The sequence below is a fragment of the Haematospirillum sp. 15-248 genome, assembly GCF_012102665.1.
In the GTDB taxonomy this organism is placed as follows: Bacteria; Pseudomonadota; Alphaproteobacteria; order Rhodospirillales; family Rhodospirillaceae; genus Haematospirillum.
This window is the reverse complement of sequence record NZ_JAAVTF010000002.1, coordinates 52,763-70,407: the sequence shown is the minus strand read 5'-3', so window position 1 is coordinate 70,407 and position 17,645 is coordinate 52,763. Positions and strand designations below refer to the sequence as shown.

Annotated in this window: 13 protein-coding genes; 5 read left to right on the top strand and 8 right to left on the bottom strand. The window is 64.2% G+C overall.

From position 1 onward, the window contains the following. Positions 1-5: 5 nt before the first annotated feature. Genes HEQ72_RS03310 through HEQ72_RS03295 form a run of 4 tightly spaced genes read right to left on the bottom strand, consistent with a single transcriptional unit; the run spans position 6 to position 2,822 of the window. On the bottom strand, positions 6-1,337 hold the full coding sequence (locus HEQ72_RS03310) for a CCA tRNA nucleotidyltransferase (protein ID WP_168022552.1): 1,332 nt from the start codon (positions 1,335-1,337) through the stop codon (positions 6-8). Beyond that, on the bottom strand, positions 1,334-1,618 hold the full coding sequence (locus HEQ72_RS03305) for a DUF6111 family protein (RefSeq protein ID WP_168020290.1): 285 nt from the start codon (positions 1,616-1,618) through the stop codon (positions 1,334-1,336). Before HEQ72_RS03305 ends, HEQ72_RS03310 begins: the two co-directional genes overlap by 4 nt. After that, a complete protein-coding gene (locus HEQ72_RS03300) occupies positions 1,618-2,250 on the bottom strand; it encodes a CoA pyrophosphatase (protein ID WP_168022551.1) in 633 nt (210 codons plus the stop codon). Before HEQ72_RS03300 ends, HEQ72_RS03305 begins: the two co-directional genes overlap by 1 nt. Then, positions 2,247-2,822 (bottom strand): DUF1285 domain-containing protein, encoded by a 576-nt coding sequence (locus tag HEQ72_RS03295; RefSeq protein ID WP_066134417.1) that lies wholly within the window; start codon positions 2,820-2,822, stop codon positions 2,247-2,249. Before HEQ72_RS03295 ends, HEQ72_RS03300 begins: the two co-directional genes overlap by 4 nt. 66 nt (positions 2,823-2,888) lie before the next feature. On the opposite strand from HEQ72_RS03295, the gene HEQ72_RS03290 reads away from it, so the two are divergent. From HEQ72_RS03290 to HEQ72_RS03275, 4 genes are read left to right on the top strand one after another with little or no spacing between them, the layout of a single operon-like run. Next, complete coding sequence (locus tag HEQ72_RS03290) at positions 2,889-3,926, top strand: AAA family ATPase (protein WP_168020294.1); 1,038 nt, start codon at positions 2,889-2,891, stop codon at positions 3,924-3,926. A 14-nt stretch (positions 3,927-3,940) separates the two neighbouring features. Continuing rightward, complete coding sequence (locus tag HEQ72_RS03285) at positions 3,941-4,846, top strand: DUF58 domain-containing protein (RefSeq protein ID WP_168020296.1); 906 nt, start codon at positions 3,941-3,943, stop codon at positions 4,844-4,846. After that, complete coding sequence (locus HEQ72_RS03280; RefSeq protein ID WP_168022550.1) at positions 4,840-7,569, top strand: DUF4159 domain-containing protein; 2,730 nt, start codon at positions 4,840-4,842, stop codon at positions 7,567-7,569. The genes HEQ72_RS03285 and HEQ72_RS03280 overlap by 7 nt, the downstream gene beginning before the upstream one ends. Continuing rightward, the gene (locus HEQ72_RS03275; protein WP_168022549.1) at positions 7,566-9,683 is read left to right on the top strand and encodes a hypothetical protein; all 2,118 of its coding nucleotides are present in this window, start codon (positions 7,566-7,568) and stop codon (positions 9,681-9,683) included. Before HEQ72_RS03280 ends, HEQ72_RS03275 begins: the two co-directional genes overlap by 4 nt. Here the strand turns inward: HEQ72_RS03275 and HEQ72_RS03270 are convergent. After that, on the bottom strand, positions 9,637-11,421 hold the full coding sequence (locus HEQ72_RS03270) for a bifunctional diguanylate cyclase/phosphodiesterase (RefSeq protein WP_168022548.1): 1,785 nt from the start codon (positions 11,419-11,421) through the stop codon (positions 9,637-9,639). The genes HEQ72_RS03275 and HEQ72_RS03270 overlap by 47 nt on opposite strands. Positions 11,422-11,801: 380 nt before the next feature. On the opposite strand from HEQ72_RS03270, the gene HEQ72_RS03265 reads away from it, so the two are divergent. Continuing rightward, on the top strand, positions 11,802-13,292 hold the full coding sequence (locus HEQ72_RS03265) for a carboxypeptidase M32 (RefSeq protein ID WP_168022547.1): 1,491 nt from the start codon (positions 11,802-11,804) through the stop codon (positions 13,290-13,292). Here HEQ72_RS03265 and HEQ72_RS03260 read toward each other — a convergent pair. The 3 genes from HEQ72_RS03260 to pgi are packed head-to-tail and all read right to left on the bottom strand — an operon-like array spanning position 13,280 to position 17,643. Continuing rightward, complete coding sequence (locus HEQ72_RS03260; protein WP_168022546.1) at positions 13,280-14,119, bottom strand: hypothetical protein; 840 nt, start codon at positions 14,117-14,119, stop codon at positions 13,280-13,282. The two genes, HEQ72_RS03265 and HEQ72_RS03260, sit on opposite strands and share 13 nt — an antisense overlap. Before the next feature lie 21 nt (positions 14,120-14,140). Then, complete coding sequence (gene mutL, locus HEQ72_RS03255) at positions 14,141-16,000, bottom strand: DNA mismatch repair endonuclease MutL (RefSeq protein WP_168022545.1); 1,860 nt, start codon at positions 15,998-16,000, stop codon at positions 14,141-14,143. After that, positions 15,997-17,643, bottom strand: a complete 1,647-nt coding sequence (gene pgi, locus HEQ72_RS03250) for a glucose-6-phosphate isomerase (RefSeq protein ID WP_168020305.1) — start codon at positions 17,641-17,643, stop codon at positions 15,997-15,999. The genes mutL and pgi overlap by 4 nt, the downstream gene beginning before the upstream one ends. Between the last annotated feature and the right edge of the window lie 2 nt (positions 17,644-17,645).

Below are 17,645 nucleotides of genomic sequence, written 5' to 3'. Positions count from 1 at the left end.
TGGCCTCACCCTGCTTCGGGGTCCGGCGACGGGGGACGCAGGGATGACAGAAGGGCAGCACGGTCCAGCCGGCACCCGCTGTGAAGCCACTCCCCCTGAAGTCGCGCCAGCTCCTGGCCAAGAAGTGGCCCGGACCGGTATCCATTGGCCAAAAGATCCCGGCCTTTCAGGGGGAATGACGGAACGGGCAGCGACAGGGCCAGATCCAGGGCACGTTGCCACAAAGCGCTGCGCCGGGGACACAGCCTGTGCTCTCCGTCGCGCTCAGAGGACCACACCAGAAGGATCATGTCCACCACCGTCTTTCGCCCCAGACTGAAAAGGGCTTGAAGAAGAAGGGGTTCTCCCCCATCCGGGTCGGGGCAAGGCGTGATATCGGACAAAACGGACAGGCGTTGCATCTGATGCGATGACAGGCGCAAGCGGCGGGCCACCTGCATGGCGGTGTGTGGATCGGTGTGCAAAACCGCAGCCAGCCGGCGCACGGGATCGGGTTCAACGCCATCCATCACCAGGCCCCGTGTTTCCAGGAACACCAGCTGACGCAACCGCCCGAATGCCCCGGCTTCGGGCAGAACCTGTTCCAGCACCCGGGCCCCGCGCATCAGCAACAGAACATCGGTACAGGCCGGCGTTTCCAGGATGCCGATCAGTTCATCACGGATGCGTTCGGCCGACAGCTCCTTTAGATGAGGGGCCAGCGCCTGGCAAGCCGACAGGGCACCCGCGCTGGCCGGGGGGCGGCCAAAGCGCGCATAAAAGCGGAAAAACCGCAGGATCCGCAGCCAGTCTTCGGCAATACGCTGCATCGGGCGGCCCACAAACACCACCCGGCCATGCGACAGGTGCTCAAGACCGTCAAAGTAATCGTAGACCGCACCGTCCGGGGTTGCCGACAGGGCATTGATAGTAAAATCACGCCGGGCCGCATCGGCCATCCAGCAGGACGACCATTTCACAACGGCATGCCGGCCATCCGTTTCCACATCTTCCCGCAGGGTGGTGATTTCAAAACTGTGATCCCCCACCCGGGCGGTCACGGTACCGTGTTGCAGCCCGGTGGGTATACAGCGCAGGCCGGCTTGTTCCAGCAGGTGGATCACCGTATCGGGCGGATCGGGGGTGGCCAAGTCTATATCGCGCGGCATAACCCCCAGCAGGGCATCACGGACACAGCCGCCAACAAAGCGCACGGTGGATCCTTCGGCCTGAAGGGCATCCACAACCGCCCTGGTTTCCGGCCACGACAGCCAGGGAACAGGACCCAGCTGACCCCACGGAGGACGTTCCCGGCGTGACCAGACCCGACGGGGTTCCTCCGGGGCGGACGCGGTCATTTCGCCCCGAACCCGCCGGGGACAATTCGCCCGTCCACCAGCTTTGGCGGTGTATAGGCATCACCGGGCTGGCCGGCTGGCTCGATCAGGGCCACAACAACCAGCGACAGGATGACCAGGATGAAACCTGCCAGAACGGCCACAAACCAGGCTCCCTTCTCAAGCGGCGGCACCGCACCGCCATGACGTTCCACCCAGCGGGCCCGCACCCGGACCCAAAGCACAAGGACAACCAGAGGCACCAGAAACGGCAACAGAACCGTGACCACGAACTGGATCATTACACACTATCACCTTTTCCCGACCCTGGATCCACGGCCCCACCGTTCAGAACACGTGACAGGTTGACCAACATGCCGGCCGTTGCCCCCCATATATAATAGTCATTCCACGACAGGGAATAAAAAAGGCGGCTCTGTCCATTGACAATAGTTTGATTCTGCCTGTGATTGCGGGGATCCAGGACAAAATCAAGTGGAACCTCGAACACCTCTGCCACCTCGCCCGGGTCCGGATCCAGACCCAGCGGCGGGGCAAGCAGACCCACCACCGGCGTCACCCGGAATCCGGTCACGGTGCGATAGTCATCCAGACGGCCAACCACATCAACACCGCGACGGTCCAGCCCGGTTTCCTCGGCGGTTTCACGCAGGGCACAGTCCACGGCATCCTTGTCCCCGGCCTCCAGCCTTCCACCGGGGAAGGCGATCTGCCCGGCGTGATGGTCCAGATGATCGGTGCGGCGGGTCAGCAGAATCGTACAGCCCGACGGATGGCACACCAGCGGAACCAGAACCGCCGCCGGGCACAGCGTATCACCACCAGAAAGAGGATCCGCATCCTCATCGGAAGACAAGCCGGTTCCGTACCCCTGCTCCAGCATGGTGACCAGCCGGTCGCGTGAAAAAATCATGGTCCGGTTTGTCCCAGCGGAAAGAAAGACCCGCAGCTCCACACCCCGACCGTATCGGGACCGGCACCGCCCGGAGCGGCTTTTTGTGATGATGCCGCGACAGTCACGCACAGCGCCAGATCGACCATACGGTAATACACCGGGCGGCTCAGGCGTGCCTCCAGCCCTTTCCTGATGTAGATATAAGGCAGGGGGCATCCTGTCGCACGGTCGCGCGCCATACGCAGGGGATGGGCATCATCAAGCACCACAACGTCATCGACGTTGGTATGCAGGCTGATGACCTGATCCGGGCCGGGATGGGCAACGGTCATGTCCACGGCAACAAAGGGAACATCGGCTACGCTGACGGTGCCGCGCTCTGCCGGGGTGACAAGCCAGTAAGTACCAGATGCATCGCGCGACAGGACCGAGGCAAACAGGCGGACCAGTTCCGGACGACGAATGGGGGAGCCAAGATAAAACCAGTCGCCATTGCGGTCGATCGACAGACCAAGATCACCGCAGCTGTCAGGCACCAAACTGCGCAGTACGGCATCGGCAGGTTCAGCATCGTGATCGTGGTGGCCCATGGGCCCTGTCCCCTCGTTGTCCAGCCCGGACGGCGGATTATACCAGGAAAGCGTGGAGAAGGCATTATGAACAACCCGAATTCGTCCTTTCCCGGTTCTGTCACCCCTCCGCCCCTGTCCACTGAACGACAGGACCAGCTGATGGAGCTGGTATCCCGCGCGCACCGGGCCGTGGCATCGGTTATCTTTGGCCAGGACCAAGTGATCAATGAAAGCCTGGTAACACTTCTGGCCGGGGGCCATGTGCTGCTGGTCGGGGTACCGGGGCTGGCCAAAACCCGCCTGGTACAGGCCATGGGGCAGGTTCTGGGCCTGGAAACACGGCGGATCCAGTTTACGCCCGACCTGATGCCGGCCGACATCCTGGGATCGGAAATCCTGGACACCGCACCGGAAGGGCACCGCTGGTTCCGCTTTGTACCCGGGCCGGTATTTACACAGCTTTTGATGGCCGACGAGGTCAACCGCGCCGGGCCACGCACCCAGTCCGCACTGCTGCAGGCCATGCAGGAACATGAAGTGTCCATTGCCGGGCAGACCCACCGGTTGCCGGCTCCGTTTCATGTGCTGGCAACACAGAACCCGATCGAGCAGGAAGGAACCTATCCCCTGCCCGAAGCCCAGCTGGACCGCTTCATGATGCAGGTGGATGTCGGGTACCCCGACCTGGATGCCGAACGCCAGATGCTGATCGCAACCACGGGCACCACCACCACACACCTGCACCCGGTCATGACCGCCGAAGACCTGATGGCCGCGCAGGACCTGGTGCGGAGAATGCCGGTTGGAACACGGGTGGTGGAATCCATTCTGGCCCTGGTGCGGAACGGACGACCGGAAAGCAGCAATCTGGACATGGTCCGCCGCGCCGTGGCCTGGGGACCCGGGCCACGGGCCAGCCAGGCGCTGACCATGGCTGTACGGGCACGCGCCCTGCTGGACGGGCGGCTTGCACCATCGGAAGCTGACGTGACCGCCCTGGCTGCTCCGGTCCTGCGGCACCGCATGGCGCTGACCTTTGCCGCACGGGCCGACGGCATCACCGTGGACGCGGTTGTCCGTGCCCTGGTCGCGGATCTGGAAACACCGGCAGCCGCAGCCTGAACGGGGGGAAGACCGTGAAACCAGGGGCGCTGTCACTGTATCACCGGGCGGAAGGACTGGCGGCAAACCTGCCTCCGCTGCTGCTGAAAGCCGAACAGGCTGCCGCCACCCTGCGCGGGGGCAACCACAGACGACGGACCGCCGGCTACGGAGATTCATTCTGGCAGTTCCGCCCCTGGGAGAACGGGGATACCACCTCGGCCATCGACTGGCGCCAGAGTGCCCGGCGGGACAACCTGCATATCCGCCAGCAGGAACAGGTCTCGGCACGCAGCCTGTGGTTCTGGTGTGCCGATGGCCCGTCGATGGCCTGGCATTCATCCCCCCATCTTCCGGAAAAGCGCGACCATGCCCGGCTGCTGGTCCTGACCCTGGCCTGTCTGGGACTCTGGGCGGGGGAACAGGTTGCCCTTCTGTCCCCGCGCATGCCCCCCGGCAGCGGACGCCCGGCCCTGATCCGCATGGCAACACATCTGGAAACACCGGCACCGGAAACAGAACGGGCCCTGCCCGCTCCGGACCCGGGAACGTTGCGCCACAGCCTGGTGATCCTGGTCGGCGATTTCCTAGACCCGCCCGACACCCTGGAACACACCCTGCGCACCTGGACCGGGGCCGGCATTCGCGGTCATCTGGTCCAGGTTCTGGACCCGGCCGAGGAAAACCTGCCCTTTGACGGGCAGATCCGCTTCTTCCAGCCCGGACAGGTGGGCACACCGGGCCTTCTGGTATCCCGGGTCCGGGATATCCGCGAGGCCTACTGCCACCGTCTGGAAGCACACCGCCGCCACCTGGAAACCATTGCCATGCAGTTCGGGTGGACCTTCAGCCTGCACCATACCGACCGCTCGCTGGAGCCGGTCCTGCTGGGCCTGCACAGCAGGCTGGGAACACACCGGATGACAGGCGGGCCATGCTGACAGGAACCCTGAGCATCCTGAACCCGTGGATACTGGCCGGGCTGGCCATCCTTCCGGCTGTGTGGTGGTTGTTGCGCATCACCCCGCCGCCGGAACGGCACATGACCTTTCCGCCGCTGCGCCTGCTGGCCGACATGTACCCGGGCACCATTACCCCGGCCCGCACGCCGTTATGGATCCTGCTGCTGCGGGTGCTGATCCTGGCCCTGGTCCTGGCCGGGCTGGCCGGCCCGGTCATGGATGCACGCCTGCCGGCAGAAAGCCGCCGGCCGCTGTTGGTTGTGGTTGATACCGGCTGGGCCGCCGCAGCCGGATGGCAGGACCGGACCCGTGCCCTGAACACCGTTCTGGATGATGCCGCATCCCTGTCGCGTCCGGTTCAGGTTGTGGCCACCACCCTGCGCCCGGGGGAATCGTATCCGGCGGCGTCCCCTCCTGGCTCTGCCGCCGATGCACGGGCGTGGCTGCGCCGGATGGCACCGGCACCCCATCATCCCGACTACGCGGCGTTTGCAGCATGGCTGAACCGCCCCGGTACGGTTCCTGATACGGTGGAAACCCTGTGGCTGAGTGATAGCCTGGAGCATCCGGAACAGGACGAAGCCGCCATGCTGTTGCAGCAGCGCGGTCCGGTAGCCGTTCTGCTGGCACCGCCAACACGGACCGCCGTTCTGCTGCGTCCGCCGGAACGCACCGCAACGGGCATTGAGCTGACCGCCCGACGCCCGGATGACGGACAGCTGCCCCCACGCACCCTGGTGGCCAGAGGTCTGGACCGGAACGGCACCGTGCGGGTTTCCCGGCCACTGACCCTGGCAGCCGGAACAACGGAAGCAACCATCACCCTGGACCTGGAGCCGGACCTGATCCCGCTTGTCACCCGCCTGGACATCACCGATCCCGGCGGGATCCCGCTTGGAGCCGGGGCAGTCCAGCTGACCGACGACCGCTGGCAACGCCTGCCGGCCGGTGTGGTCACGCGGGGAGACAACAGCCTGCCTTTGCTGTCAGGGTCGTGGTATGCCGAACGGGCGCTGGCCGGATCGCTGACCGTGTATACGGGGTCGGTGACAACACTGCTGGCACGGCGGCTGTCAACGGTGGTCATACCGGGTGGCACCATTCCGGACAGCGAAGTGGAACCCCTGTCGCAATGGGTGGACCAGGGCGGGGTTTTGATCCGGTTTGCCGATACGACCCTGGCCGAACGGGGTGATACGGCGCTGTTGCCGGTCTCGCTGCGCACCGGGGGACGCTTCATGGGCAAAGGGCTGAGCTGGCAGGAGCCGTTGCCCCTGGCCCCCTTCGACAGCACCAGCCCCCTGTCCGGGTTGACCGTACCGGACGGCATTACGGTTTCCACCCAGCTGATGGCCCACCCCGGCCCGGAAACGGAAAGCCGGACCTGGGCCCGCCTGCGTGACGGAACCCCCCTGATCACCGGGCTGCGGTCCGGGGCGGGATGGATTGTGTTGATCCACACATCGGCCAACACAGACTGGACCACCCTGCCCTTGTCCGGCCTGTTCCCGGCCCTGCTGGATCGTCTGGCAGGACTGGGAGCCGGAACCACCGAAACAGCATCCCGCGATACACCGCTGCCGCCGTGGCAGGTGCTGGATGGTTACGGGCAGCCTGTCACCCCGGGCGCGGGGGTCAAGCCGCTTCCCGCCGCAACCGAGACACCCGGAACCCGCATCACAGTCGGGCCGGAGCATCCGCCCGGGTGGTACGGCATCCCCGGCAACCGGCAAGCCTTGTCCCTGGCGACCCGCACAACCGCGATGGACGCACGCACCCGGTGGCCAGATGGCATCCGCGTACAAATAGCCGGAGACACTGCAGCCACCCGCATGGCATCCAGGCTTGGCCCGCTGCTGCTGGGCATGGCCCTGGCCCTGCTGCTGGCAGACAGCCTGATTCATGCCCTGCCCGCCGTGCGATCATGCCTGTTGCAGGGTTTGCGCCGGACAGGGGCCATGCTGGCCTTGATGGTCCTGCTTCCCCTTGTCTCTGCAACACGGGCTGACGCTGCCGACAATCCCGACATAACCGATGCCCTGGACACACGCCTGGCCTGGGTTGCCACCGGCGATGTCGATATCGACATCCTGACTGAATCCGGACTGCAACGTCTGACCGGGGCGCTGGCCCTGCGCACCTCGGCCGAGCTGGCCAAGCCACGCCGGATCAACCCGCACACCGATACCCTGGAATTCTATCCCCTTATCTACTGGCCGGTCGAACCCGGTGCAGTGGGGGTTCCGACACAAACGCGGGACCGTGTCGCGCGCTATCTGGAACGGGGCGGGCTGCTTGTTCTGGACGGACGCCATCCTGACAACGCCGCCGCCCTGCGAACAGTGATGGCATCACTGGACCTGCCTCCCCTGCGGCGCATGCCCGAAGACCACGTTCTGACCCGCAGCTTTTACCTGTTGCCAAACCTGCCCGGACGCATTGCCGGTGCCGATGTGTGGATCGGGGAACAGGCCGCCCGTGGCGAAGGGGTTTCGCCGGTTATCGCCAGCAGTGCCGACTGGGCCGGGGCATGGGCCTCCGATCGCCGGGGACACCCGGTCCTGCCGATGGTGCCTCCGGGCGAACGCGGGCGGGAGCTGGCCCTGCGCAGCGGGATCAACATGGTGATGTACGCCCTGACCGGTGACTACAAGGCCGATCAGGTGCATCTGCCGGCCATTCTGGAAAGGTTGACCCAATGATACCGGTCAACGACATGGCGAGCCTGTCCCTGGAACCGCTGCTGCCCCTGTGGCTGACCGGCGGTGCGTTTGTGGTCATGCTGGCCCTGACCCTGCCCGGCCTGATCGTATCGGGCCGCCGGGAGATATGGCGCCTTCTGCCGGCCTGTGTGGTGTGCGCTGTTCTGGCCGGGCCGGTCCTGGTGCATGAAACACGGGAACCGGTGGATGACATTGTGCTGCTGGTCCTGGACGACAGCGACAGCATGCAGCACGGGCAACGCATTGCCCTGCGGGATTCCACCGTGGAAATGCTTCAGGCCCGGATCGGCCAGCATGCCCATGTCCGGACACACACCGTCATGGTCAACAGCCAGGGACAGAACGGAACCCGGCTGACGGGAGCGGTGGAACAAGCTGTCGCCGGGTTGGCCGGCCAGCCGGTTGCCGCCGTTGTGCTGGTAACCGACGGGCAGGTGCACGACATGCCATCAGACCCGGACGCGGTACAGGCGCTGGCAAGCCGGATCAAGGCCCCGGTTCACACCCTTCTGACCGGGGCCCCGGGGGAGAAGGACCGGCGGATCCACATCGACTCCGCCCCGGACTTCGGCCTGATCGGACGGGAAGCCACCATCAGCATTACCATTTCAGAATACGACACCGGCGTTGCAGAACGGTCCTCGCCCATTCCCCTGACGGTACGCATCAACAACGACCCGCCACAGGTACGGATGGTGATCCCCGGGCGTAAACAGGATCTTGCCATTCCGCTGACCCATGCAGGACAGACCGTTGTCGGCCTGTCTGTTCCGCCCCTTGAAGGCGAACCCGACACCACCAACAACCGGACCGCCCTGGCGATCAACGGCATCCGCGATCGTGTCCGCATCCTGCTGGTCTCGGGCGAGCCGGCAATCGGGGAACGCGCCTGGCGCCGGCTGCTGAAGGCCGACCCCGGCATTGACCTGGTGCACTTTACCATCCTGCGTCCCCCGGCCAAGGACGACGGCACCCCCCTGCATGAGCTGGCGCTGATCACATTCCCGGTCCGGGAGCTGTTCGAGGAACGGCTGGCCGACTTCGACCTGGTTATTTTTGATCGCTACACCCGTCGATCCCTGGTACCGGGACTGTTTCTGGAACGCCTGTCGGCCTATGTCCGCAATGGCGGGGCCTTGCTGTTATCCGCCGGTCCCGAATTCGCCGGTGCCGGCAGTCTGGCGGAGTCACCCCTGACCAGCGTTATTCCGGCCCAGCCAACCGGGCGCACGGTGCGCTCGCGCTTTGTACCAGGTCTGGACCCGGTCGGGTTCCGCCACCCGGTTACAGCCGGCCTGCCGGATTCCGGAACGCAGGGCCAAGCTCCATCGTGGGGGGCCTGGCTGCAGTATGTTGAAGCCAATACAGCCCGGGGAACAACCCTGATGCGGGCCCCGCGGGAAGCCCCCCTTCTGGTTCTGGAACGTGTGGAAAAAGGCCGCAGCGCAGTCATTCTGTCCGATACCCTGTGGCTGTGGGCCCGGGGCTGGGACGGTGGCGGACCACAGGCCGAGCTGCTGCGCCGGCTGGTTAACTGGCTGCTGGCCGAACCCGCGCTGGAAGAAGAATCCCTGCATGCGGCCATCGCCCCCGATACCGGCATCATGACAATAACCCGGCGCAGCCTGTCCGACCCGCCGGCAAACCGGCACGGAGTTACCATCACCGACCCGGACGGAAACCAGGTCACCGCCACCTTGCACACGGTCGCGCCAGGACGGGAACAGGTGCAGACAGAAGCAACCAAGCCGGGAATCTGGTCTGTTGATGATGGAAGCCGCCGCATTGTCACCGCATCGGGAACCGGCACCAGCCCGGAGCGTGCCTCCCTGATCACCACCGACCGCATGCTGGCCCCCTTGAGTCAGGCAGCCGGAGGCAGCATCATCTGGCTGGCACAGGACGGCGTGCCACAGCTGCGCAGCATCGACCCCGACGCAAGACGCCATGGCGGTCCGTCTTGGATCGGCATGCGCCGCAACGAAGCCCACATCAGCAGCGGCGTGCACACGACACCGTTGCTACCCGCTGGCGTGGCCGCAATACTTATTCTGGGAACACTGGTTCTGGCATGGTGGCGAGAGGGACGCTAGCCCTGCGGACCGGTTCCCCCAGACAGGCCACAACAATCCGGTCTGGCGCAGACTTGGCTTCCGACTTCAGCCGGGCCATGGTCTCGGCCAGATGATCACAGCAACGCCCCCCGGCCCCTTGTGGAATGTGCACAACCGCCGCCGAAGCGGACAGAAGCGGAAAATACTGCCGGGTCCCGTTTCTGTCAGAAGCCACAATGTAGCCGTTGCGGCGGGCATCCGGATCATAAAAACTTTCGACATCTCGACGAAAACACGCGGTCAGATCGCGCACGCGCTCCAGGACCATTTCAGGGCTGATGTTGCGGAACCCGGCAACAAAATCATCACCACCGATGTGGCCAATAAACACATCATCACGACGCAGATCGCGCACCAGAAGATTGGCAAACAGGACAATCGCCCGGTCCCCCTGCCGGAATCCATAGGTGTCGTTGAACGGCTTGAATCCATCAAAATCAAAGTAAACAACACACCAGGATGACTGGCTGTCCTCCATCACCCGGGCCATGTATGCGTTGATCATCGTATTGCCCGGCAAGCGGGTCAGCGGATTCTGGTCCCGCGCCACGGCCAGGTTCTTTTCATTCAGAAGCCGCAGCAGGGAACGGGCAGACAAAAAGCCGGCATAGCATCCGTCGGCAGTAATGATGATACCCTCGGAATCCTCGTCAGCCGAAAAAATCTCCAGGATCTTCTCCGCACTGGTCCGGATATCGGCTACTGGACAGGGCCAGAGAAAATCCCGCAGTTGACGGGCATAGCCCTTGTTCGACAACAGCTCCTTGCCATACGGCGCGTACACATAATTCTTCAGCGTCTGTTCGCGCACCAGGCCCAGCGGTTCTCCGTCGCGAGACACAACCGGGAAAAACGTGTGGGTGCTGTCAAGACGGAACCGCTCCAGCACATCGGCCAGCTGCGCATCTTCCGGGATAGGGGGAATACGGGTGATGCGGGCCTGGACCAGATCCTGGTCCGTTTCCGCACGCCGGCGGTCACGGGCGTTGATATCCCGCGCACGGGCAAGCACCTGCTCCATATCAGGACAACAGCGATCGGACTCCGCACCGAACAGGGGGCCCTGAACCAAATCAAGACCGGCCTCGCGGCAAGCCAGATACTCCTGCTCGGTCTCGACACCCCGGGCCATGACTCGAACCCCAAGAAGATGGGCCAGGTTAACCATGTGCCCCAGGAAAATGCGGCGACGGCTGCTGCTCAGGCCGCCTGTAATAAAGAAACGGTCAAGCTGGATATAATCCGGATTGGCCAGGAACAGAAGCAGGAGACCGGACGACCCGGTACCGAAATGACTGATGGCAACCCGACCGGCCACAGCCCGCAGAGCATTCAGGCCTTCCATAGCCTCATCGCAAACCCGAACCGGTCCATGGGCTTCCAGTGCCAGAACCACACGACCGCGATCGACCCCACAGGATTCCATCAACGCACCCAGCTGTGGAGCCAGACGATCCGAACACCCCAGGACACGCACATCCATGCTGACAAACAGCCGGTGTTCCTCCCACCGGGGGCACTGCACAAACGCATGCAGGGCCAACCGGAATACCTCGACCGTAATATCGGGCAAAACCCCGGCAGCAGCAGCCTGCACGAAAAGCGGCTGGAGACCTTGCGCAGATCCTGTGTCGTCGCTGCCATCAACCAAAACAGCTTCGTACCCGATACAGCGTGCACTGTGCAGGCTGACAACCGGCAGCAGGGCCACGCGCATGCCCTGCACCTGCCTGATCACCTGTTCACTGGTACTGGATAGCAAAACAGACAGATCCCTTTTTATTTTTCTGTTCCGGGGTGACCGGAGAGCACAACCATTATGCGTTAATATGCAACAGCTATACGCGGAAGAGGCAGTTCACCAGCAACGCGCCACAAATGCAAGATGTTTTGTCCACCGCACCCTGTCTCTCAGGCCCGCACCGGCTCGTGGGTTCCAACCCCGTCACGCACACCATAACCGGACAGGACAACCGCAACACCGGGAGCAGACATAGCATAATATCCTTATTCTGCGTGGGGTTCTCAAGACGGGGGAAGCAGACTACCCTGTGGACACGAATGTTTCCACCCTTGCCGAACAGGATACCCGCCACGATGACCCGGGCCATGGATGCCTATCATTCCCTGGAAAAACAGTTTGCCCGCCTTGCCGCCCTGCAGGAAGCCGAAGGGCTTCTGCACTGGGATTCATCGGTCATGATGCCCGAGGGGGGCGGGGCAGACCGCGGCGAACAGCTGGCGACCCTGGCCGCCCTGGCACACGACATGATCACGGCACCGCATGTGGGGGATCTGATCGAACAGGCAGCAGAAGCTGACCTGACCCCTTGGCAGGCCGCAAACCTGCGGGAAATGCGCCGGACCCGGGCGCATGCCACCGCGGTCCCCGGTGATCTGGTCGAAGCCACCAGCCGTGCCGTTTCATCCTGCGAGGGAATCTGGCGCCAGGCGCGGGCGAAGTCTGATTTTGCAGCGGTTCGCCCGGCGCTGGAACAGGTTGTGGCCCTGACCCGGCACAGCGCACAGGCCAAGGCCGAGGCAATGGGCTGCACCGTTTATGATGCGCTGCTTGACCAGTTTGAACCCGGCGGATCCTGCGCCGCAATCGACCCGCTGTTTGCCGATCTTGAATCATTCCTGCCTCCCTTCCTGGATGCGGTGCTGGATCATCAGGGAGACGTTGCGGACATCCCGCCCGGCCCCTATGACCGGACAGCCCAGGAAACGCTGGGACGAACGATCATGCAGGCCATGGGGTTTGATTTCCGGCACGGACGGCTGGACGTATCGGCACATCCCTTCTGTGGTGGAACCCCGGGGGATGTGCGCATTACCACCCGTTACGATACCGGAGACTATTCCAGCGCCCTGATGGGGGTGATTCATGAAACCGGGCATGGTCTGTATGAACGGGGCCTGCCGGCAGCATGGCGGCGGCAGCCGGTGGGGCTGGCCCGTGGCATGAGTGTGCACGAGAGCCAGTCACTGCTGATGGAAATGCAGGCCGGACGATCGCGGGATTTTTTCAGTTTCCTCGGCCCGCTGGTGCGTGAACGCTTTGGCGTCAACGGTGACAACTGGACGGACGAAGCCCAGCACCGCCGCGCCATCCAGGTCAGGCGCGGGTATATCCGGGTCAATGCGGATGAAGTTACCTATCCGCTGCACGTTATCCTGCGCTATCGCCTGGAGCGGGCGATGGTAGAAGGCACGCTGGAGGTTGCCGACCTGCCCGGCGCGTGGAACGAAGGGTTCGAACGTCTTCTGGGCATTCCGGTTCCCGACCACTGCCACGGGGTAATGCAGGACGTGCACTGGTTTGACGGGCTGATCGGTTACTTCCCAACCTATACCCTGGGGGCCATGACCGCCGCCCAGCTTTATGCTGCCGCCGTTTTGCACAACCCGGACATTCCCCGCTCCCTTGCGGAGGGGGACTTTGCGCCACTGCTGGCCTGGCTGCGCCCGAACGTGCACGAGAAGGCATCCAGCCTGTCCACCCGCGAACTGCTGGTCCAGGCAACCGGAAAACCGCTGGATAGCGGCGTGTTCAAGGCCCACCTGACCCGGCGTTACCTGGTCTGAACAGACGCTGCAACCCCGCTGTCCTGCACAGGGGGCGGGGGTGCAGCATCAACACGACCGATGCACACCTGATGCACCACATCGTGGCGACGGCTTTCTTCCGGGGCCGGAGCGATGGTCCACGCCCATGTGCGTTGACACACGGCCTCCGGCAAGATAACGCCCGACAGCAGGGGGGAGCGGGTCAGATCCTCTCCGTTGACAACGGAACGCAGGATACGGGTGTGATCGGTCAGCAGGATCGCAGGCCCACCCTGATGCCGGGACAGGGCATCGACATGGGCCTGCTTCAGCGCACATTCCCAACGGGACAGGGCATCGGGGGTCCACAATCCGGTGGCAAAGGCATGCCCGGCCAGACGAAAAGACAGCTGGCTGAGAATATTGGCGCTGATGACCGCATCAGCCTGCGGCAACACCGGAACCGGAACCGGCAGCTCCTGTCCGGACTGGACGGCACCCCAGTGCGCCATCACCCCGGTCAGGTCGGTCTCGACCAGCTCCACTCCGGGCAGGCTGGCACAGCGCCGCCGCACGGCAGGCATGTGGAATAAATCCACCAGGACAACCCGGTCAAAACGCCGGCACAGTTCATCAAGCGGAATATCCAATAACAGGCCCGACCCCAGAACGGCCACACACCCTCCGCCGGTCGGCGATCCCAGAAGATCCAGCATACCGTCGCGGGCCTGCTGCAGGTGAGGTTCCCACGCGGCACGGCAACGACGGTACCGGCTTTCCAAGGCCAGAAGGTCATACAGAACGCCCATCGCCTTCAGCGGCGGTGGACAGCGGATCAGGGCATGACGCAGGGCTTCCAGCAGCATCGGGCCTCCTCCCCTTTTCCCCTAGCGGCGGCCAAACAGCTTTTCAATATCGCGCAGTTTCAACTCCACATAGGTCGGGCGGCCGTGATTGCACTGCCCGGAATGGGGGGTCTGCTCCATCTGCCGCAGCAAGGCATTCATTTCCTCGGCCCGCAGGGCACGCCCGGCCCGGACACTGCCGTGGCAGGCCATGGTCCCGCACACGTGGGCCAGACGCTCCTTCAGGGCCAGAGCCTCACCCAGATCAGCCAGGTCATCGGCCAGATCCCGCACCAGTCCGTGGACATCCGTATCCCCCAGCAGTGCCGGGATTTCACGCACCACCACGGCGCCGGACCCGAAGGGTTCCAGCACCAGGCCAAGTTCACGCAGTTCGTCGGCCCGGGCACACAGGCGGGTGGCCGATGCCTCGTCCAGATCCACCACTTCGGGGATCAGCAGCATCTGGCGACGAACCCCTTCCCGGTCCAGAACCTGCTTCATGCGTTCATAGACCAAGCGTTCATGGGCGGCATGCTGATCCACAATCACCAGGCCATCGGCGGTCTGGGCAACAATATAGGTGTTGTGCACCTGCCCACGGGCGACGCCCAACGGACAGGATGCCGCCACGGTCGCATCGCCGGGGTCGGATACCGGAACCGGCCGGGCCGATGGCCTGTCATCCAGGTGCGGCAGCCCGACACTATCGGCCATACCCGGCAGCGCTGCCGGAGCCTGTGCCGCCAGGGACAGGCCGGACAAGGCGGGATCAGGCGGCATCGCCCGGGCTGACACCACCGAACGCCCGGGCAGGAAAGAAGACGGATGATGCCCCCCTGCCGAAGGCCGGGTCATGGCGGCCAGGGCCTGCTCCGCCACCGTGGTGGAAGCCCGGTGACCGGCCCCGTTCAGGGCATGGCGGATGGCCCCGACAATCAACCCGCGCACCAGTGCCGGATCACGGAACCGCACCTCGGCCTTGGCCGGATGGACGTTGACGTCCACTTCCTCTGCCGGAAGATCCAGATACAGGGCCAGGACCGGGTGCCGGTCGTGGGCCAGAAAATCCCGGTAGGCGCCACGCACCGCGCCGGACAACAAACGATCCCGCACCGGGCGCCCGTTGACGAACATATACTGGTACGTTGCATTGCCACGATTGAAGGTCGGCAGACCGACATACCCGCCAAGGCGGACCCCTTCCCGCACCGCCTGCACCGGCAGGGCGTTGTCGGCAAAATCCTGCCCCAACACCGCCGCCAGCCGTTTGAGGCGGTCAGCTTCCGGATCCAGGCCAGCCCCGGCATGCAGCCGCAGAACCGTGCGCCCGTCGCCGGTCAGGGAAAACGCAATCCCGGGATGGGCCATGGCCAAACGCTGGATCACGTCCTGGGCATGCAGGAATTCCGTGCGGGGTGCTTTCAGGAACTTCAGCCGGGCCGGGGTGGCATAAAACAGGTCGCGCACCTCCACCCGGGTGCCGGGAGGATGGGCAGCGGGCACCGGCTCGCCCTTGCATCCGCCATCAACAGTCAACGACCAAGCGCTGTCCTGGCCCGGCGGACGGCTGGTCAGGGTCAGGCGGGCCACAGATCCAACCGATGGCAGAGCCTCTCCCCGGAAGCCCAGGAAGGCAATGTCCAGCAGATCATCGCCGGGCAGCTTGGATGTGGCGTGACGCTCCACCGCCAGGGGCAGTTCCTCCGGCGTCATGCCGCGCCCGTCGTCCACCACGGCAATCACCGCCCGGCCACCGTCGGTCATGGTCACATCAATCCGGCGCGCCCCGGCATCGATGGCGTTCTCCACCAGTTCCTTGACGGCAGAGGCCGGCCGCTCGACCACCTCGCCGGCTGCAATCCGGTTGACCAGGACCGATGGCAGAAGGCGGATGCTCATGACGGGACGCGCCAGGCCTTGTAGCGGTTGATCAGGGCGTTGGTGGATGCATCGTGGCTGTCCACACGCTCCTGTCCCACCAGCTCCGGCACAATGGCGCGGGCCAGCTGCTTGCCAAGCTCCACCCCCCACTGGTCAAAGCTGTTGACCTGCCACATCACCCCCTGGACAAACACCTTGTGCTCATAAAGGGCGATCAGCATCCCCAGGGTACGGGGATCGAGGCTGCGCAGCAGGATCGAGTTACTGGGCCGGTTGCCGGAAAACACGCGATGCGGCGCCAGACTGTCCACGGCAGGGGCCGACAGGCCGCTGTCCCTGAGTTCAGCGCGCACCTCCTCTTCCGTCTTGCCCCGCATCAAGGCCTCGGGCTGGGCGAAGAAATTGCTCAACAGCCTGAGGTGATGATCGCCAACCGCATTGTACGATGTGGCCGCCGCAATAAAGTCGCACGGGATCAGCCAGCTGCCCTGGTGCAGCAACTGATAGAAGCTGTGCTGGCCGTTGGTTCCGGCCTGCCCGAACACAATGGGGCCGGTGTGTCCCCCGACCGGCATACCCTCCAGCGTAACGGTCTTGCCGTTGGATTCCATGTCCAGCTGCTGCAGGTACGACGGCAGATGCTCAAGGTACTGGTCATAGGGCAGCACCGCGTGTGCCGGGGCTCCGAACCATGTTGTATACCACACCCCCAGAAGGCCGAGAATCACCGGCATGTTCCGTTCCAGTGGCGCGGTCCGGAAGTGGGTGTCCATGGCCGCTGCCCCGTCCAGCAACTGTTCAAAACGGTCAAACCCGATGGCCAGGGCCACCGGCAGGCCAATGGCGGACCACAGGGAGTAACGCCCGCCAACCCAGTCCCAGAACCCGAACATGTTGGCCGGGTTGATGCCAAAGGCGCGAACGGCCTCTGTGTTGGTGGACACGGCCACAAAGTGGCGGTCCACCGCTGCTTCCCCCAGAACAGACACCAGCCAGGCCCGCGCCGTGTGGGCATTGGTCAGCGTTTCTTCCGTCGTGAAGGTTTTGGAGGCCACGATGAACAGGGTTGTTTCCGGCCGACAGCTCTTCAGGACCCCCATCAGGTCGGTTGCATCGATATTGGATACAAAATGCACACTCAGGTCATCGCGCTGCCATGGGGACAGGGCGCGTGTGACCATCCGGGGGCCAAGATCGGACCCGCCGATACCGATGTTGACAACAGTTTCAACCGGCAGGCCGGTCGCCCCGCGCCAGATCCCGTCACGCACGGCCCCCACGAACGTCTTCATCCGGGCCAGGACCCGGTTGACATCGGGCATCACATCCTGACCATCCACCAGAACCGGAACCGATGCCCGATTGCGCAGGGCGGTGTGCAGGACGGGACGGTTTTCAGTCCGGTTGATGGCAACCCCGTCAAACATCTGGTCACGCGCTGCCTCCAGCCGGCGTTCGCGCGCCAGGTCGAACAACAGCCCCAGGGTCTGGTCGGTGATGTAGTTCCGTGAATAGTCAAGCAACAGACCGTCCAGCTCCAGGCTGTAGCGGGCGGCCCGGTCCGGATCTGTATCGAACAGCGACCGCAGGTGCAGGTCGGCCCATGCTGCGGCATGCACCCCAAGGGCATCGCGGGAAACAGTCTGGAGGAGAACGGACATGA